Source organism: Bradyrhizobium sp. ISRA464 (assembly GCF_029910095.1).
In the GTDB taxonomy this organism is placed as follows: domain Bacteria; phylum Pseudomonadota; class Alphaproteobacteria; order Rhizobiales; family Xanthobacteraceae; genus Bradyrhizobium.
The window spans coordinates 5,163,848-5,182,079 of the sequence record NZ_CP094526.1; the positions used below are offsets into that span (position 1 = coordinate 5,163,848).

Annotated in this window: 16 protein-coding genes; 6 read left to right on the forward strand and 10 right to left on the reverse strand. The window is 63.0% G+C overall.

The annotated features are described in order from the left end of the window. Positions 1–4: 4 nt before the first annotated feature. From MTX19_RS24325 to MTX19_RS24350, 6 genes are all read right to left on the reverse strand, one after another. Entirely contained in the window at positions 5–808 is an 804-nt protein-coding gene (locus tag MTX19_RS24325; protein WP_280979652.1) for an HAD-IIB family hydrolase, read from the reverse strand. After that, entirely contained in the window at positions 805–2,334 is a 1,530-nt protein-coding gene (locus MTX19_RS24330) for an FGGY-family carbohydrate kinase (RefSeq protein ID WP_280979653.1), read from the reverse strand. Before MTX19_RS24330 ends, MTX19_RS24325 begins: the two co-directional genes overlap by 4 nt. 66 nt (positions 2,335–2,400) lie before the next feature. After that, the gene (locus MTX19_RS24335; protein ID WP_280979654.1) at positions 2,401–3,927 is read right to left on the reverse strand and encodes an extracellular solute-binding protein; all 1,527 of its coding nucleotides are present in this window, start codon (positions 3,925–3,927) and stop codon (positions 2,401–2,403) included. Positions 3,928–3,976: 49 nt separating this feature from the next. Continuing rightward, positions 3,977–4,867, reverse strand: a complete 891-nt coding sequence (locus MTX19_RS24340) for a carbohydrate ABC transporter permease (RefSeq protein WP_280979655.1) — start codon at positions 4,865–4,867, stop codon at positions 3,977–3,979. After that, a complete protein-coding gene (locus MTX19_RS24345; protein WP_280979656.1) occupies positions 4,867–5,808 on the reverse strand; it encodes a sugar ABC transporter permease in 942 nt (313 codons plus the stop codon). The genes MTX19_RS24340 and MTX19_RS24345 overlap by 1 nt, the downstream gene beginning before the upstream one ends. A 67-nt stretch (positions 5,809–5,875) precedes the next feature. Further along, positions 5,876–6,913, reverse strand: a complete 1,038-nt coding sequence (locus MTX19_RS24350) for a sugar-binding transcriptional regulator (protein ID WP_280979657.1) — start codon at positions 6,911–6,913, stop codon at positions 5,876–5,878. Between the two features lie 140 nt (positions 6,914–7,053). On the opposite strand from MTX19_RS24350, the gene MTX19_RS24355 reads away from it, so the two are divergent. From MTX19_RS24355 to MTX19_RS24365, 3 genes are read left to right on the forward strand one after another with little or no spacing between them, the layout of a single operon-like run. After that, entirely contained in the window at positions 7,054–8,373 is a 1,320-nt protein-coding gene (locus MTX19_RS24355; RefSeq protein ID WP_280979658.1) for an iron-containing alcohol dehydrogenase, read from the forward strand. Positions 8,374–8,388: 15 nt separating this feature from the next. After that, positions 8,389–9,114, forward strand: a complete 726-nt coding sequence (locus MTX19_RS24360) for an SDR family oxidoreductase (protein WP_280979659.1) — start codon at positions 8,389–8,391, stop codon at positions 9,112–9,114. Positions 9,115–9,146: 32 nt separating this feature from the next. Further along, positions 9,147–9,824, forward strand: coding sequence for a class II aldolase/adducin family protein (locus tag MTX19_RS24365; RefSeq protein ID WP_280979660.1), 678 nt, complete (start codon positions 9,147–9,149; stop codon positions 9,822–9,824). A gap of 207 nt (positions 9,825–10,031) precedes the next feature. Here MTX19_RS24365 and MTX19_RS24370 read toward each other — a convergent pair whose 3' ends face one another. After that, positions 10,032–10,913 (reverse strand): NAD(P)-dependent oxidoreductase, encoded by an 882-nt coding sequence (locus MTX19_RS24370; RefSeq protein ID WP_280979661.1) that lies wholly within the window; start codon positions 10,911–10,913, stop codon positions 10,032–10,034. 343 nt (positions 10,914–11,256) lie between these two features. Between MTX19_RS24370 and MTX19_RS24375 the strand changes: the two genes are divergently transcribed. Continuing rightward, a complete protein-coding gene (locus MTX19_RS24375; RefSeq protein ID WP_280979662.1) occupies positions 11,257–13,056 on the forward strand; it encodes a chloride channel protein in 1,800 nt (599 codons plus the stop codon). A gap of 6 nt (positions 13,057–13,062) precedes the next feature. On the opposite strand, the gene MTX19_RS24380 is transcribed toward MTX19_RS24375, so the two are convergent. Genes MTX19_RS24380 through MTX19_RS24390 form a run of 3 tightly spaced genes read right to left on the reverse strand, consistent with a single transcriptional unit; the run spans position 13,063 to position 16,536 of the window. Beyond that, positions 13,063–13,785, reverse strand: coding sequence for a GntR family transcriptional regulator (locus MTX19_RS24380; RefSeq protein ID WP_280979663.1), 723 nt, complete (start codon positions 13,783–13,785; stop codon positions 13,063–13,065). Positions 13,786–13,811: 26 nt separating this feature from the next. Continuing rightward, positions 13,812–15,407 carry a GMC family oxidoreductase N-terminal domain-containing protein gene (locus MTX19_RS24385; RefSeq protein WP_280979664.1) on the reverse strand — a complete coding sequence of 532 codons (1,596 nt, stop codon included), beginning with the start codon at positions 15,405–15,407 and terminating at the stop codon, positions 13,812–13,814. Between the two features lies 1 nt (position 15,408). Further along, complete coding sequence (locus MTX19_RS24390; RefSeq protein ID WP_280979665.1) at positions 15,409–16,536, reverse strand: mandelate racemase/muconate lactonizing enzyme family protein; 1,128 nt, start codon at positions 16,534–16,536, stop codon at positions 15,409–15,411. Positions 16,537–16,643: 107 nt separating this feature from the next. Here MTX19_RS24390 and MTX19_RS24395 point away from each other — a divergent pair, with 107 nt between their 5' ends. Together MTX19_RS24395 and MTX19_RS24400 are read left to right on the forward strand one after the other, a co-directional pair. After that, complete coding sequence (locus MTX19_RS24395; protein ID WP_280979666.1) at positions 16,644–17,414, forward strand: ABC transporter permease; 771 nt, start codon at positions 16,644–16,646, stop codon at positions 17,412–17,414. Next, on the forward strand, positions 17,411–18,220 hold the full coding sequence (locus tag MTX19_RS24400; protein WP_280979667.1) for an ABC transporter ATP-binding protein: 810 nt from the start codon (positions 17,411–17,413) through the stop codon (positions 18,218–18,220). Before MTX19_RS24395 ends, MTX19_RS24400 begins: the two co-directional genes overlap by 4 nt. Positions 18,221–18,232: the final 12 nt, after the last annotated feature.

Here is an 18,232-nt window from a genome sequence, read left to right on the forward strand (position 1 = left end):
CCTGCTATACGCCTGCCCTCGCCGACAATATTCGCTCGGCAATCTCGACGAAGCCCTCAGCGCCCCGCTTGCTTGCGACAAAGGCCGGAGCTGCCGCCATCATGCCTTCGAAATCCCTTACGTTCGCAACGCCGCAGGCATAAGGGAAGAAGCTGAACATCGGCGCATCGTTCGGACTGTCGCCGCAGAACACGATGCGGTCCCTCGCCTCGTCGAGATCGAGGCCCAGTCTCTCGCGCAGAAAGATTCGGGTCATGGCCAGCTTGTCATAACGGCCGAACCATCCATTGACGTGGATGGAGGAGACCTTGGCGATGCCGCCCGCGCTTTCGAACACGCGGACGATCCTATCGACCGCAGTGCGCGGTAACGGCGGCACGTCCTCGCACACGTCGATCGCAAGATCAGCCTCTCGGTAGAGCTGATCGGCGGAGATCGCCGCGCCCGGCACTTCGGACAGAATTCGCTCGCCGAGCGCCAGCAATCTGCGGCGGTTGGCGGCGCGCTCGGCCTCGGTCGCAATGAACTTGCGAACCATTTTCCGCGCCACCGGGTCGTGCCGAAAATAGAACGCACCATTCTCTCCGATTACGCCATCGACGGGCCAGAATCGCGCGATCATGTCGCACCAGCCCGCAGGCCGGCCGGTCACCGGAACGACCGCGAGGCCGGCACCGTGCAGCCTCTCCAGCGCAGTATAGGAGGCCGCGGGGAGCTGGCCGTCGGTGGTCAGCGTATCGTCGATGTCAGTCAGAATGCAGACGACGCGGCGAGCGGCCTCGTCCGGAAAACTTGCAATGGGCTTCATGACGGCACGCCCTCGGCAAACGACGCCAGGCGTGCATTCCAGTCGAGGAGCTTTGGCCAGAGGTCGGCGTGGATAGCGCGCAACTCGGCGTAGCGCGCGACATTCCCGGGTTCAGGTTGGAATGTCCTTGCTGGAGGTCTCGTCATCGCCGCGGTGGCCTCGGCGATAGTCCCGTACCAGCCCGCTCCCTTGGCTGCAGCGATCGCCGCTCCGAGCGACGATGCTTCCCGCGCTGGCGAGCGGCACACCGGACGGCCCGAAGCGTCGGCCAGGATCTGGAGCCAGAGATCGCTGTCCGAACCACCCCCGATGGCCGAGAGCTGCGCAATCTCGCCTCCTGTCACTGCCACGATCCTTTCGATCTGGCCGGCGACCTCCAGCGCTATTCCTTCCAGCAAGGCACGATAGATGGCGCCGCGCCTGGTCGAGCCCGACAATCCGGCAATCACGCCGCGCGCGTAGGGATCCCAGTAGGGCGTCATGCAACCGAGCCAGTACGGCAGCACCACCACGCCGCCGGCTCCGATCGGACAGCTCGCCGCTTCTGCTTCCAGCGCCTTGAAGATGCTCCGCTGAGCCGCCGGATCGACCCCAAACATTTCGCGCGCCATCCAGTCGATCAAGAATGTTCCGGTGCGGATGCACTGCTCGTAGATATAGCCATCGTCGCATACGGCCTTCTCCGTGCGAAATGCGCGGTCAAAGGCATAGTTGCGGCCGTAGCTTCCCGAAACTACTGCGGTCCCCAAATTGATGTAGGCGCTCCCCGGAGACGTGACGCCGGCGCCAGTGCTCGCGCACTGCCCGTCGCCACCGCCGGCGATGACCGGAGTTCCGGCAGACAGTCCGGTAAACGCGGCTGCAGCGTGCGTGACTTCACCCATCCGAGCGCCTGGCCGCGCCAGTGCTGGCAATTTCTCGATCGCAATGCCCGCAGCATCCAGGATCGCATCAGACCAGGCGCCGCTTGTCATATCGAGCAGGCCGGTCGGGTCGGCCGATGCCGTCGACGTCCGCCATTGACCGGTGAGGCAATGCGTCAAATAGCCGTGGACTTCGGCAAACCGCGCGGTGCGCGCAAAGATCTCGGGCTCCTGCTCCGCCATCCAGATCATGCGATAGAGACAGGGCAGAACATCGAGGGGCTTGCCGGAAATCGCGTGAACGCGCTCGGCTCCGAAAGATTTGCCGAAGCGCACGACCTGGGGTCGCGCCCGCTCATCGAGCCAGGTCATGCCCGGCCTGATTGCGGCCCCCTCCTCCGTGAACGCACTGAAGGTCTCGCGCTGATTGGAGATCGCGACCGCAGCGATACGCCCGGCGCCGACCTGGTCGGTGACACCGCGCAAGGCGGCTGCTGCCGAATCCCACCATTCGTCCGGGTTCTGCTCAAAATATCCCGGCTGCGGATTGGCGAGGCCGATGCCCTTGCGCCCCTCCGCGACGGCGCGGCCACTCCGGTCCCAGGCGATCGCCTTGGTCGCAGAGGTCGAACTGTCGATGCCGATCACCAGGTCCTTGGTCATACTGTCTCGTCTCAAAAGGAGCGAAGGCGACTCGAGCCGCCTTCGCGAACTCTTGCTCCGCGGCCCCTACAGCAGGCCGGCATCCTTCACTTTGGCGTCGATGTCCTTCGCCAGCGCATCCATGCACTTCTGGGGATCGCCGCCATAGGCCTGGCCCGTAAGCAGCTTGCCGAGTTCGGTGGGAATCTCGTTGGTCGACAGACCGGCCCACAACGCCATATGCGGCTCCGTGGCCATTGCGTTGTCGATGACCCACTTCACCGTTTCGAGATGTCGTGTCGTGCCCGGGCCGACCTTGGCCTTGGCCTTGACACGCGGATCAGCAAACGACGAGTTCCGCATCGGCGCGAAACCGCCAAGCAGCGTGCAGCGCGTCATGATCTCCTTGCAGCAACCCCACTGCATGAAGATCCACGCCGCTTCCTTGTTCTTGGAGTATTTCGACAACGAAATGCACGAGCCGCCCTGATGGCCAAGATTCGGCTGCTCGTTGAAGCCGGCGTCGGAAGGCGAACGCAGCTTCTTCGCGGTCAGCGGCTTGGCCGGCTCCCACAGGCCCTTGACCTTGGAGTCGTCGGCATCGAGACCGGGGAAGAATTCGTCCCAGCTCTGCACCAGCGCCACCTGGCCTGAATGCATCATCTCGAACTGGCCGTCCCAGGTCGATGCCGTCGAGTTCGGCGGCGAGACTTTCAAGAGCTCCTGGTACCATTTCAATCCGGCAATGCCTTGTTCGTCATTGCCCGAGAACTTCTTGTTCTTGTTGAAGATGGAGCCGCCATGGCCCCACACCGCTTGGCTCCAGTCGCATTCCAACGAATAGTGCCCGGACTTAGCCTGCAGGCCGGTGCCAAAGACGCCGTTGCCCTTCTCGGCCTCTGAGATCTGCCTGGCCGCCGCGAGGAAGTCTTCGTAGGTCGTCGGCACCGCGATCTTGTGCTTCTCGAGGATGTCCTTGCGGTACATCAGCGTGAAGATCGGGATGTCGAAAGGAATGCCCATCCATTGTCCTTCGACCTGGGCGACATTCTTGACGAGCGGCTTCGAGAAATCGTCCCAATCGAAATCGGGCATCGCCAGTTCGGGCTTGTCCTTGTAGTAGGCCACCGGATCGACGCAATCGGGCTGGAACATCGAGATCCAGGACTGATCGAGGTAGTATAGGTCGTAAGAGCCGAGTTGCCCCTGCACGTCCTGCGTCGCCTTGGCGAGCACCTGCTCGAGCGGCACGATCTCGACCTCGACCTCGATGCCGGTCGGATCGGTGAACTCCTTCTTGATCTGGTTGAGCACCACCGACGGCGGCGTAGATTCGGTCGAATAGCGGATCTTGGCGCCCTTGAACTTGCTGCCGACCTCTTTCAGCCATTTGGCCTGGTTGTCCGGCAGCCCGTCGGCAAACGCCTCGGTGCCGAGCATACTTCCTCTACGCAGCCCACGCGGATTGCCAAGCATTCCCAAGCTGAAGGCTGAAAAGCCCACGCCCGCCAATCCCATCTTGCGCAGGAATTCGCGCTTGGAGATTTGCCGGTTAGTATAGGCGTTTGCCGTGTCGACGATGAATGTCTGCTGGTCGAATTTCTTGAAACTCATTCGATACTCCTCCCGATGTTTTATTGACTTGTAGTCCCGGTCCGTACGCCTACTCCTTGAGAGATCCGAGGGTTAGGCCACGCACAAGCTGCTTCTGGACGAGCAAGATGAAGATGAAGCTCGGGATCACGGCCGTCGTGCCGAGGGCAGCGATGAAGCCCCATTCCGAGCCGGTCGACGTGACAAATGTCGTGATCTTGACCGGCAAGGTTCGTATCGAATTGGTCAGGAACAGCGACAGCAGGAATTCCGTCCACGAGAAGATGAAGCAAAGGACGGCGGTGGCCGCGACACCGCCCTTCACCATCGGCAAGACGACGCGCCAGAAAATCTGCAATCGCGAGGCGCCGTCGATCATGGCGGCCTCGTCGACGTCGACAGGAACGTCATCGTAGAACGATTTCATCAAGAGCACGGCGATCGGCAGATTAATCAACGTATCCACGAAGATCAGGCCGAGCCGCGTATCGAGCAGCGACATGTAGTGAAACATGAAGACGACCGGCACGATGATCGCGATCGGCGGCATGAAGCGCTGCGACAGGATCCAGTTCAGATAGGCCTGCCGCCAGCGGAACCGCATCCGCGACAACGCGTAGGACGCGATCACGGCCAGCAGCACCGTCAACGCGGTCGCTCCCACCGCTATGATCAGCGAGTCGATGATGGTTTGACGGCTGTCATAGGAACTTGCACCTCCGACCCCAAATGTATTTCCGGACTCGATTGCAAGTTCCGCCCGTGACTTGCCGAGCATCGTCACGGCATAGTTCACCAGCGTCGGCTTGAAGTTAAACCAGACGATCTCATCCTTGTTGAAGATCGCCGAGGTCGGCTTGAACGATGTCAACGCCCACCAGAACAGCGGGAACATGAACACGCCGACCACGAGCACCGCAGCCACGTCACGTAACCGCTTCTGCCAAAACGTTTCCTGCATCAGAACCGCACCTTGAACAGCTTGATGAAGATGCTTGAAGTGACGATCACGAGGAGCAGCGTGAATAGCGAGATCGTCGAGGCATAGGGAAAGTCCGCGTTCTTGAAGTAGATGGTGCCGGCGTAGGACGTCAGGGTCTCGGTGGCGGTGCCTGGTCCGCTGTCCGTCATCACCTTCACGTAATCATAGATGCGGAACAGATCGACTCCACGGATCAGAACGGCGAGCGCAATGATCCTGGAGAGCATCGGCAGGGTCAGACGGAAGAAGGCCTGGCTCGGGGTCGCTCCGTCGATCGCGGCGGCCTCGAAAGGCTCCTTCGGCAAGGCGCGAAGCCCGGCGAGCATGATCAGCACCATGAAGGGCGTCCACTGCCAGATGTCAGCGAGCAGAATGCCGGCCAGTGCCGAACCGCTGGAGGCAAGTATGGGATACTGCGGTGGCCAGAGTCCGAGCGAAACCAGGCCCATGCTCAACACGCCGAAAGACCCGTCCAGCATCAGCAGGAACATCATGCCGGTGACCGCGGGCGGCACCACCAGCGGCAGCGTCATCAGCGCCCGGAGCGATCCGTACCCCTTCCGGTCGCTGTCGAGCAGCAGAGCGATGGCGAGGCCAAGGCAAAGTTCAATCAGCAGGGCTGTGATCGTGTAAAGATAGGTGTGCCCGATCGCGCCCCATACCCGTTCATCGGCGAGCAGCTTTCCCCAATTCCAGGTCGGATTGAAGACGTTCATACGCGTGATCGGATTGCGCTTGAAGAACGAGAGCCACAGCGCATACAGAAGCGGATAAACACCGAATGCCAGAAGCAGCGCGGTAATCGGCGCCAGCCACGGGAACGGGTGTTCCGAGGTCAGAAACCGTGGCCAGACGCTGCGCCGCGTCGTGCTCGATACCTGCACGTCGACAGCCAGACTCTGCGCATGGTGCGAAACCATTGACGTTTCCTCGCGCATTGCTTTTCTCTCGGCGCCGGGCTCTGTCGGCCCGGTTCGCTTTTTCGCTTCAGGGCCGGCGTAATACTCCGGATCGGTGAGACCGGCCCGCACGCGGCACCAGCGCCCTTGCTGTCGCTACGTCCGTGACCAGAATTGTTGCATAGTTATTGTTGAGCGCAGCATAGACTGCATCGATCTTGTCGCTGCCGCCAGCAATGCAGATACGTTCGGGCACCTTGGCGATCTCGTCGAGGGTCAGGCCGATCATCTGGTTGTCGAGCGCGCCCAGGATCGGCTTCCCTTCCCTGTCGATGAAGCGCCCGCTCACAACGCCGACGGCGCCGCGCGCCAGGTACGGCGCAATCTTCTCCGGCGTCATGTAGCCGCTGCGCATCGCGGTGCCGGCGTCGTCGACGCTGCCGACACCGAACAGCACCTTGTTGCTCGAGTGGATGATCTTGAAGGTCTCGACCAATGCCGGCTCCTGCATGAACAGGCGCTTGATCTGGGCGGTCGACACGATGCCGGGCGCATGCAGGTTGACGCAACGCGCCCCAAGGCGGTTAGCGATGTTGGACGTGCACAGCTCCGGCGAAAATTCCGTGGTCCCGATCGAGCAGCCGGTAATCTGGGCGACGGTCACGCCGGGAAGCTTCATTTCGGGCAGCGACGCCGACAGCGCCTGTACGGTGCGGCCCCAGGAGACCCCGAGCACATCGTCGGGCTGCAGCCGCTCGATCAGGAGACGCGCGCCGGCCATGCCGATCCGCTCGTGCACCGGTAAGCGGCCTCCGTCGTCAGGCACAACGAGACAGCTCGTGAGCCCGTACGCATCGGCCAGCTCGCGCCCAAGGCCGATGGTCTGCAGGTGCCGCGACGAGACCGCGATCGTGACGATGTTGCGGTCGCGCGCTTCTTGCAGGAAGTTCACCACCGAAGCACGCGAGACGCCGAGCTGATCGGCAACCTCCTCCTGCGTCATGCCCTCTTCGTAATAGAGCCACGCCGCCCACACGACAGGATCGCTGTCAAACTCCGCCGGAATCGACAGCGCCCTGCGCTTGATCCGCGGCGGCGTCACTTGGCGTTGCAGCGTTCTGGTCATCAGCGATCCGGCCTCAGCATCGACATTCACAAAATGCACACCGTGTTGACAATTGTCAATCATCCCGGTTAATTGCCAATACGTTTTGTCAAATGTCACGATCAGGGCGCGACGCCGATGGTGCGGCGCGGGATTTGCCGATGCCAAAGCACAACTGGACCGCGCTGATCGACGATCTGGTGGCTGGCCGCTGGATCAATCCGCTCACCGGCGCGCCGGTAAAGGTGCCCTACGATTCCATCGTGATCGAAGACAGCCTCGAGGGTCGTGAGGCTGAACTGGTCGCATCCCTGAAATTGGGGCATCGCCTTGCCGTGGTCGCCGACCAGGCAACCTACGCGGCGATGGGGGCGCGCATCGCCAGGGCGCTGCGCGAACTCGGTCCGATCGAGGCCATCGTGCTGGATCATCCCCACGCCGACATGGCCGAGGTTCGCAGCCTTACGGAGAAGCTGCGCGGATTCGATGCCGTCGTCGCCGTCGGATCCGGTACGGTCAACGATCTCTGCAAGTATGTTACGGGCTTGGACGGCCGGCGCTATTGCGTCTTTGCCACCGCCGCCTCGATGAACGGCTATACCTCCTCCACGGCTTCGCTTACGCTTGACAGCGGCTTGAAGGTGTCGCTGCCCTCGCACACGCCTGCCGGCTTCTTCGTGGACCTCAAGGTGTCCGCCGCGGCGCCGCCTCACCTCGCCGCCTCCGGTTTCGCGGATTGCCTGGCCCGTTCGGTCGCACAGACCGATTGGTGGATGTCGCATCGGCTATTGGGAACGGCCTACTTCCAGGAGCCCTACACAATCCAGGCCGCCGATGAAGTCGAGCTCAACAAGCGCGCCGGGAATCTGCCCAAAGGCGACATCGAGGCGATGGGGTATCTCTATCGTGTGCTAACCTTGTGCGGCCTCGGCATCTCCTTCACCGGGGTTTCGCACCATGGCTCGATGGGCGAACATCAGATCTCCCACTACATCGATTGCTTTGCAGGCGAACGGCATCCGGGCAGCCTGCACGGCCAGCAGGTGGGCATCGCGTCATTGAGCATGGCGCGGCTGCAGCAGCAGATGCTCGCCGCCGACCGGCCGCTTTCGGTTCACGCGACGAACATCGACATAGCCGGCATGAAGCGCCGTTTTGGCGACGAAGTCGCCTCCCAATGCGTGGCTGAGTTGAAGCAGAAGGCTTTCGACCGTGAAGGAGCCAGCGCATTCAACCGCAGGCTCGAGAATGTGTGGCCGGAGCTTCGCCGTGAGCTCGCCGCCTTCACGATTCCGGTCGGCGAGATGAAGCGGCTGTTATCGGCCGCCGGCGGCGCCACGACCGCTGCCGAACTCGGCGTGCCCGTGGATCTCTATCGCGAAGCGATCATGCATTGCCGGGAGATGCGTAACCGCTTTTCGTTCCTCGACATTGCGGCAGATGCCGGAACGCTGGAGGCATTTGCGCAAGGCGAACTTTGATGGGAGGGCTGTGACATGACTGCGAAACCGTTGATCGCCGTGACCGGTGCCAGTTCAGGTATTGGAGAAGCGACCGCCCGCGCCTTCTCGGCAGCGGGCCACCCTGTTCTGCTGATGGCCCGCCGGATCGAGCGGCTGGATGCCATGCGCCTGCCCGATTCAGTTTGCCGGCAGGTAGACGTGCGTGATCGCGCGGCGCTGGCCGCCGCGGTGCGGGACGCCGAAGCAAAGTTCGGCCCGGTCGACATGATGTTCGCCAATGCCGGCGTTGCCCGGCTGGCGGATATCGGCAAACAGGACCCGGCCGACTGGGATGAAATGATCGCCATCAACGTCAATGGCGTCATGAACAGCGTCCACGCCGTCATGTCGGGCATGATGGAGCGGCGCCACGGCACGCTCGTGATGATGAGCTCGATCGCGGGACGCAAGGTCTATCCCGATCATACGGTCTACTGCGGCACCAAGTACTTCGTGCACGGCGTCTCGGAGAGCCTTCGCGAATACCTGTCCAGCTACGACGTCCGCGTCCTCGTCATTTCGCCCGGCATCATTGAGACCGAGGTGCTTGACGGCGTGAAGGATCCGGGGACGCTCGCCAACTACAAGGCAAACAAGGCGGCCATCGGCGGCGGCATCGGGGCCGAGCACGTCGCCAAGCTCATCCTTGATGCCTACAACCTCCCGCAAAATGCGCTGGTGCAGGAGATCTGCATCACGCCGACCCGGCAAAAATATTGAGCGCAGCCCGCGCCGATTTCCAGGAGCCTATCATGACCAACACCGAACTTCAGCTGCGCGAGGCAATCATCGCGAAATGCCGCTGGATGAATGCCACCGGGCTGAACCAGGGGACGTCCGGGAACATCTCGGCGCGCTATGGCAACACCATGCTGATCTCGCCGTCCGCAACGCCTTACGAGTCGCTGACCCCCGACATGATTGCGGCGATGCCGATCGACGGCGAATACGGATCATGGAGGGGCCCGCTCAAGCCCTCCACCGAATGGCGCTTCCACCTCGACATCATGAAGGCGCGGCCCGATGTTGGAGGCATCGTCCACACCCATTCGACCTACGCCACCGTGCTGGCGATCGCGCGCAAGGAAATCCCGGCGTGCCACTACATGATGGCGGCATTCGGCGGCATGAACGTGCGTGTCGCCGGCTATGCGAGGTTTGGCACCAAGGAGTTGTCCGAGCATGCGCTCAAGGCCCTCGACAATCGAACCGCCTGCCTGCTTGCCAACCACGGGATGATCGCAACGGGGGCATCGCTGGACAAGGCGATGTGGCTGGCCGTTGAGCTCGAGACGATCGCCCGGCAGTATTATCTCACTCTGGCAATCGGTGGGCCGGTGCTGCTGAACGAGGCGGAGATCAGCGAGACCGCCGCCGCATTCGGCAGCTACGGCGTGCAGGATCCGCCTGTCGAGAATTCACGAGCATAGAGCCTTTTGCCCTAGCAACTGGCCTCGCTCGGCCGGCGAATGCAAGGACCGCGATGACAGTGGGCTGGTGTCTCAGCTCCTCCCTCGATGCGGTCGGCGCGGATCAAATAGCTGCCCTCGGGAAGAACCACGGTAGGCGACAGCAGTTGCGGCAGGCCGACATCGCGACGCGGCGGCCCGCCGCCTTGCCGCTCCGCCCTTGTCGCGTCAGGACGGCTTGGCCCAATTCTGGTACATGGCCAGCAACGCGACGATATCCTGACCGCGAAAGCCCTCGGCCAGCGCGAGTGCATAGAGCTCGCGAGTAGCCGACGCCGATGGCGTCGGCATCCGGGTCATTCGTCCGAGCTCGACGCCGAGCGCCAAGTCCTTCTCGCCAAGCTCCATCTTGAAGCCCGGTGAGAAATCACCCTTCAGCGCGTTCGGGAAGCGCTTGGTGAAATGGTGCGAGCGGCCGCCGCTCACCGACAGCACGTCGTAGAGCTTCTCCGGCTCGACACCGGCAGCCACTCCGAGGGCGAAGGCTTCCGCGGCAACCAGCACATTGCCCATCGACATCATGTTGTTGACGATCTTGACGACCTTCGCTGTGCCGACGGGACCTGTGTACTTCCAGTCGGTACCGAGCAGCTTGAGGATGGGTTCGGCCCGTTTCACGTCTGCCTCTTCACCACCCGCGATCAGGATCAGCTTGCCGGCGCGCGCCTCGTTGGGGCTGCCGCTGACGGGACAATCGACGACGGCGATGCCACGCGCGGCAGCGGCGCCGGCAGCCTGGCGCATCGTCTGCGGATCGATGGTGCTGAGCTCGATGCACAACGTGCCCTTGGCGGCGTGTGCGACGATTCCCTCGGCGCCGAGCCAGGCCTCGGTCACGGCCTTGGGATCAGGCAGGCTCGTCAACACCAGCGTCCGGCCGTCCAGCGCCTCCGCAATGCTCGACGCCATCCGGAAGCCGTCCTTGGCGAGGCGAGCCCGCTGGTCGGCGCTGACGTCGTAACCAACAACGTCGACGCCGGATTCTTTCAGGCGCCCCGCCATCCCGGATCCCATCTGTCCCATTCCGATGACCGCGACCTTCTCCGACATGGGCATTTCCCGCTTTTCGTGGTTGTTTGCTGAGTTGGGTTACCATTGGCACGCCCGTTAGTCGCCATCGGACTCGCAGGCGGACCAGCAGCAATTTGCTGGCCATCTGGCACAATCTCGTCGTCCGCAGCCAGTCCTGGGACGCAAGGGCGACCGCTTCAACCGCATATCCCAATGGAACACCGATACGACGCCAATCGGGACTTTTGCGAGGCGCCTCACTCTTGTGCCATGAATCCTGTTGCAACCGGTACCGCATTGCGGCACGAAGCGCCGACACGCCGGACGGCTTGACCTGCAAGATTGGGTTTCACGTCGAGCGCTCCGGTGTCGAAGGCGCAGCATGACGATCACGTCGCCGGTCAATACGCCCAAGAACCCAGCGGCAGCGGTTTATCTGCTGCCCGCCGCCTTGCGCAACTACGTCCGCAACCGGGAAACCGGCCTGGTCGCGGTCGCCATCGTGATCGGGTTGCTGTCGGGGCTGCTCGTTGCAACGATCTCCTATCTGAGCCAGGCCACACATTCGTTCCTGTTCGACATTCCGCTGGACGCACATCTCAGCGCGACCGGCGTCATATCCTGGCAGCGCACTCTGCTGATTCCGACCATCGGCGGCGTCGTGCTGGCCGCGATCGCGCTGTTCTTCGCCAAGCGCGTCAAGGGGCAGCAGCTCGCCGACGCGATCGAGGCCAACGCCCTGTATGGCGGACGCCTCTCGTTCAGAGGGAGCCTGCTGATCTCCCTGCAAACGCTGCTGTCGAACGGGTTCGGCGGCTCGGTCGGCCTGGAGGCCGGCTATACCCAGATCTGTTCGATGTTCGGCTCGCATATCGGGCAACGGTTGGCGGCCCGCCGCAACGATATGAGGCTGCTGGTGGCCTGCGGCGCGTCCGGCGCGATCAGCGCGGCGTTCTCGGCCCCGCTGGCCGGCGCGTTCTACGCGTTCGAGGTCGTGCTCGGCGCCTATACGTCTGCAGGGCTGGTACCGGTGATCGCCAGCGCGGTCACGTCCTGGCTCGTGGCGCGCCATTTGACCCATCAATCCTTCCTGATGGTCCCCGGCTTCCCCTCGCCGGTGTCAGTCGAGATGGTTGGGCAAAGCGTCGTCATCGGTATCCTTTGCGCCTTCGCCAGCATTCTGATGATGCTGGGGGTAGCCTTCTCCGAGCGTTGCTTTCAGCGCATCTCGATTTTCAGGGGCACATTGCGGCCGGTGCTCGGCGGCGCGCTGCTCGGAAGCCTCGCTTTGCTCACGCCGACCGTGCTTGGCGCAGGCCACGGCGCGATGCAGATTCTGCTCGTCAGCAATCCCACATGGCTGCTGTTGACGACGACCATCCTGTTCAAGATGGCTGCCTCCGCAGTCTCGCTCGGATCCGGGTTCCGCGGCGGACTGTTTTTTGCATCGCTTCTGCTGGGTGCACTGCTCGGCCAGCTCTACGGCATCGTGGCGACCGGCTTTCTGCCGGGGATCGCCCTGCAGCCGGGAACCGCGGCCATCGCCGCACTCGCCGCATTCGGGACCGGCGTTCTCGGTGCGCCCTTCAGCATGGTCTGTCTCGCACTCGAGATCACCGGCGACTTCTCGGTCACGGTCGGCGCCGTGGTCGCCTCGTCGGTTTGCGCGCTGATCGTTCGTGAGCTGTTCGGCTACAGCTTCGCGACCTGGCGCTTCCATCTGCGCGGTGAAGTGATCCGCGGCCCGCAGGACGTCGGCTGGGTTCGGCAACTCAGCGCAGCGTCGCTGATGCGCACCGATTTCGAAAGCGCGCTCAGCACGATGCCGATCGCGGAGGCCCAAAAGACCTTCTCGCCGGCGCAGGTCCGGCAGATCGTGCTGCGCGATCCCAAGGGTTCGTACGCCGGCATCGTCACCTCGGCCGACCTCTACTCGGCCGCAGCCCAGGACGATCTCACCCTTACGGCCCTGGCGCGGCAGGCCGACGAATTCCTGCTGCCCGGCGCCTCGATCCGCGACATCATGAAGATGTTCGCACGCAGCGAGGCCGACGCGCTGGCGGTGATCGACCGCAGCGATCACCGCGCCGCGATCGGGATCGTCAGCGAATCCCATGTGCTGCGGACATACGGCGAAGAACTCGAGCGCCGCAACGAGGAGCTGTTCTTCCGCACGGCGTAGCTGGCGCTACGGCCGCAAATCCATATCGATGCGAACGAAGTCACCGCGATAGGTCACCTCGCCCAGATAGATCACCGTGTGATCCGCGCTGGAGAACACCCGGCGGACCTCGGCGACGGGCGAATTCAGCGGCACTTTGAGAAGCCGTGCGACCTCGAGATCGGCCGTTCCGATCGTCAGGGTCTGCCGCGCGCGCGCGATCTCGGGATCGCGGAGGTCGCTCAGGATCGGGATCACCGTCTCGTTCCGGAAGCGCTTCGGATGGCGGCGAAAGATCTTCTCGTCCAAATAGATCGAGATGACGCAATACGGCTCCTTCTGGCGCGAATGAACGCGCCGCATGAAGACGTATCTCGAGGCGGGCTTGCCGTCTTCCGGCAGCAGCGGGGCGTCGGTGCGGCTCTCGGAAATATTGATGATCTCGGGCGACGTATCCCGGTACATCTCGGCAAGGTCCGACAGAGTCGTCTCGACCTTGAGCCAGCGGTCCTGCTTCACCGTGCCCGTGACGAAGGTGCCGCGCCCCTGCTGGGCTTCGATGACGCCCTCGCGCGACAACAGATCGACGGCCTGCCGAATTGTCACCCGGGAGACGCCGAATTCAGCGGCCAGCTCCTCGTTGGCCGGCAACCGCAAGCCCTTGGCCCAGATGCCGCGCGCAATGCGCTGGCGGAAGATGTCCGCGATCTGCGCGTATTTTGGAACGTGACTCTCGGAATTCAATTCCATCGCGCTCCCCGCATCAGGATATTCGATCAGGACAAAACGAGGGCCGCGCCCCGTTCGCCGATCATCAGGCTGGTCGCATTGGTATTGGCGGAGGTGATCTGCGGCATGACAGACGCATCGATAACGCGCAGCCCGTCGACGCCGCGTACCCGCAATCGCGGATCGACCACGGACTGATCGTCGCTCCCCATCCGGCACGTACCGACGCAATGAAAGACCGTGCCGCCGGTGTTGCGCGCGAACTCCCACAACCCGGCGTCATCGCGGGCGGCCTCGCCCGGTACCATCTCGACGTCCCATAGCGACCGAAACGCCTTCCGCTGGTAGATCTCGCGCAGGATCTTAAGTCCGGCAACGATGGTCTTGCGGTCGATCTCTTCCGAGAAGTAGTTCGGCGCGATACGCGGCTGATCGAACGGATCAGCCGAGTGGATCGCAAGCCGTCCCCGCGACCGGCCGTGGCACTGCCAGACCGAGGCCGTGAAGCCGGAGTAGCTGTGCAACGGATCGCCGGGCTTGTCGACCGACAGCGGCATGACGTTGAACTGCACGTCGGGTCGTCCGCGGACGGCGTGTTCGGTGCAGGCCGCACCGCCGACTTGCCCGGCCCCGACCGTGAGCGGGCCGCGCCCCGCAAACAGCCACTGCAATCCCATTGTCGCGAGCGCAACGGGGTTGCGAACCTGGTCGTTCAGCGAGATCCGCTCTCTCAGCCGTACGATCAGGCGCGCCTGATAGTGATCCTGCAGGTTTTCGCCGACCCCGGTCAGGTCGGCCACGACCGGTATGCCGTGGCGACGAAGCAGATCGGCCGGACCGATACCGGACAGTTGCAGGAGCTGCGGCGACTGCAACGCACCTGCAGACAGGATCACTTCGCGATCGGCGGATGCAGAAGCAGCCAGCTTGTCCTTGATCCACTCCACACCAATCGCTTTCTGACCCCGGAAGACGACCTTGCTGACCAGCGCCCCCGCAATGATCGTGAGATTCGGACGCGCAGAGATCGGGTGCAGGAATGCCGATGCCGAGCTGCTGCGCCAGTGCCGGCCGATCCCGAGCTGGTAGCTGCCGACCCCGAACGTCGTCTCGCCGTTGAAGTCGGGATTGCGCGGCAGGCCGTATTCGACGCCCGCCTCCACCCACGCTGCCGACGCCGGATTGTCGTTGCGCAGCTCCGATACCTCGAATTCGCCGAAGCCGCCGTGATATTGGCTGTCGCCGCCGCGATAGCGCTCGTAGCGCCGGAAATAGGGCAGCAGCTCGCGGTAACTCCAGCCGGTCGCGCCAAGGCGCTCCCAATCGTCGAAATCCTCGTGCTGGCCACGGATGAAGATCAGGCCGTTGATCGAGGAGGACCCGCCAATCACGCGGCCGCGTGGCCACACGATCGATCGACCACCGCTGCCTTCGCTCGGCTCCGTCTTGAACAACCTCGAAAAGCGTTCGTTGTAAATCGCGCGATAGTACCCAACCGGAAGCTTCAGCCAGAAATTCCGGTCAGAGCCACCGGCTTCCAGGAGCAGCACACGACACGACGGGTCGACCGACAGGCGGTTCGCCACGACGCAGCCCGCCGAACCGGCGCCGACGATGATGTAGTCGTAACCTCGCGCGGTCATGTTAGGCGGTCCGATACTGTTCTATCTCGGCTAGATCCGGCTCGAATCCGAGGCCTGGTTCATCGCCCAGCGTGATCATGCCGTCGCGCACATCGCGAACCGGACCGCAAAACCGCTCACGCAGCGGGTTATCGTTCGCATCGACTTCCAGAAGTCCGTCGCCGCCGACGCCCGCCAAAAGATGCGCCGACGCGAGCAGGCCGATGCCGCCGCCGAGATAATGCGGGCAAAACGTCTTGCCGGCCTTGATGATGTCATGCGCAACGTCCGCACAAGCCGACAGCCCGCCCCACTTTGCGATATCCGGCTGCACGACGGACAACGTACTTCCCGTGAGCGCCTGTGCGAAGCCGGAGCGGCTCGCGATGTTCTCTCCCGCCGCAAGCGGAATACCTGCTCCGGCGGCAAGCGTCACCCATTCCTGCCAAGGCCGATCCGCGCGGATCGGCTCCTCGAGCCAGGCGAGACTGAAATCTCTCCACAGCGGCGCTGTTTCCAGCGCCTGCTCGACCGACCATGCCTGGTTGGCGTCCGCCGCCAACAATCCCGCGCCAAGCAGATCGCGCAACGCGGACAAATTGGCGCGATCGGTTTCCGGCGCAAAACCCACCTTCAGCTTCAGCGCGCGATGTCCCCTTGCTAGCGCCGCTTCTGCCATCGCGCGCGAGCCGGCGGGATTGATCCCGCTTGCATAGACCTTGATCCTGCTTCGCCCCCCGCCGAGCACTTTCCACAGCGCCGTTTTCCGGCGTCGTGCGTAGAGATCCCAAATCGCAAGGTCGATGCCTGCAATCGATTGCGCGAACGGCCCGGCCTCGCAGGATTGCAGCGCAAGAACGGACGTGCCCGACGTCAATCTTTCGAACAGCTCCGTCGGCCGATCGATAGCGACGCCGACTGCGGCTGGCGCCAGCACCTCGTTGACGAGGCGCACGCGATGCTCGGCCCCTGGCGAGGGAAAATTGCACCAGACCTCGCCCCATCCGACAATACCGTCTGCGTCCTCGGCGCGAACAAACACCGCGGGCCTGCTCAACATCCTGCCGAATGACGTGACGACAGGCGTCGACAGCGGATAGCGGTAGCAAAACGCCTGGACGCTTTTGATCGTGATGGCCTGCGATGTCATGCCTGAAACCCGCGCGTTCAGCGCGGCGAGAATGCCCTTGTATGGTCATCCTATTTATAATATGAGTGGGCCAACATCAACCAGAATTGCAAGGTGGGAAGCGCTGAATGAACGGACAGGTCGTGAGACGCCTGTTGCTCGGACTCGCGCCCTGGGTCGGCGCCATCCTGCTGTGGTACGGCGTCCGCTGGAGCGGATTCGTCAATGCATCGCTGATCCCGGCGCCGCATCAGGTCGCAGCCAAGTTCTACGAACTTCTGACGCACGAGAATCTGCTGCTCGATATCTACGTGTCCTCGCGTCGTGTGTTTCTCGGGGTGATCCTCGGAATCCTGGCCGCCGTCCCGGTCGGCTTCCTGCTCGGCTGGTATCGTCCGGCACGCACCTTCGCCGACCCCATGATCAACTTCTTCCGCGCGCTGCCGCCCATCGCGTTGATCCCGCTCGTGATCGTCTATTTCGGGGTCGACGAGCTCGCCAAGCTCGTCATCCTGTTCTACGCCGCGTTCTTCTCCGGCGTGATCGTGATGTATGAGGGCGTCTCGCAGATCACCCCGCTCTACATCCGGGTCGCGAAGACGCTCGGCGCCAACGAATTCGAAATCTTCCGCAAGGTCATCATTCCCCTCACCGTGCCGCACATCCTGACCGCGCTGCGCGTGGCGCTCGGTGTCGCTTGGGCGACCCTGGTGGCCTCGGAACTGATCGCGGCCCAGCGCGGACTTGGCGCCATGATCCAGAACGCATCGACCTACTTCCTGCTCGACGTCATTTATGTCGGCATCATCTGCATCGGCGTCATCGCCCTCATCATGGACCTGATCCTGCGCAAGATCAGCGCCCGCCTTCTGGTCTGGCAGGAACGGGCGATCTCATGAAGAAGCGCGCGCAGTTCGACCACGTCTCGCTTGCCTTCGAGACGCCCAAAGGCCGGCTCAATGTCGTCGAGGACGTCTCCTACGACATCAACGATGGCGACTTCATTGCCGTGATCGGCCCGTCCGGATGCGGCAAGACCACGATGATGAGCATGCTTGCGGGCTTCCAGAAGCCGACGACTGGAAAAGTGCTGTTTGACGGCGCCCCCGTGACCGGCCCCGGTCCCGAACGTGGCGTCATCTTTCAGGAGTATGGCGTCTTCCCATGGTTGACGGTGAAGCAGAACATCGCATTCGGGCTGAAGCTCAAGGCCAACCGCGTTCCGGATGCGGAGCGCGACGCGATCTGCGACCACTACCTCAGCCTGATGGGCCTGGCCGATTTCGCCAACTCCTATCCGAAGCATCTCTCGGGAGGCATGCGCCAGCGCCTCGCCATCGCCCGCGCCTATGCGGTCAAGCCGCAGTTCCTGCTGATGGACGAGCCGTTCGGTGCGCTCGACGCCCAGACCCGGGCCAACATGCAGAACCTGCTGCTCAAAGTGCTCGCCGCCGAAGGCAAGACCGTCATGTTGATCACCCACTCCGTCGAAGAGGCGATCTACCTTGCCTCGCGCATCGTCGTCGTGACCGCGCGGCCGGCGAAGATCAAGGAGATCATCGAGGTGCCCTTCCCCTACCCGCGCGACGAGTCGATTCAGGAGCGTCCCGAGTTCGGCGAACTCCGTAGCCATATCAGGCAACTCGTGATGGACGAGTACCGTGCGCAGCAGGCACAGATGCGCCCAGTGTCATTTTCGGAATAGCTAGAAGATTGA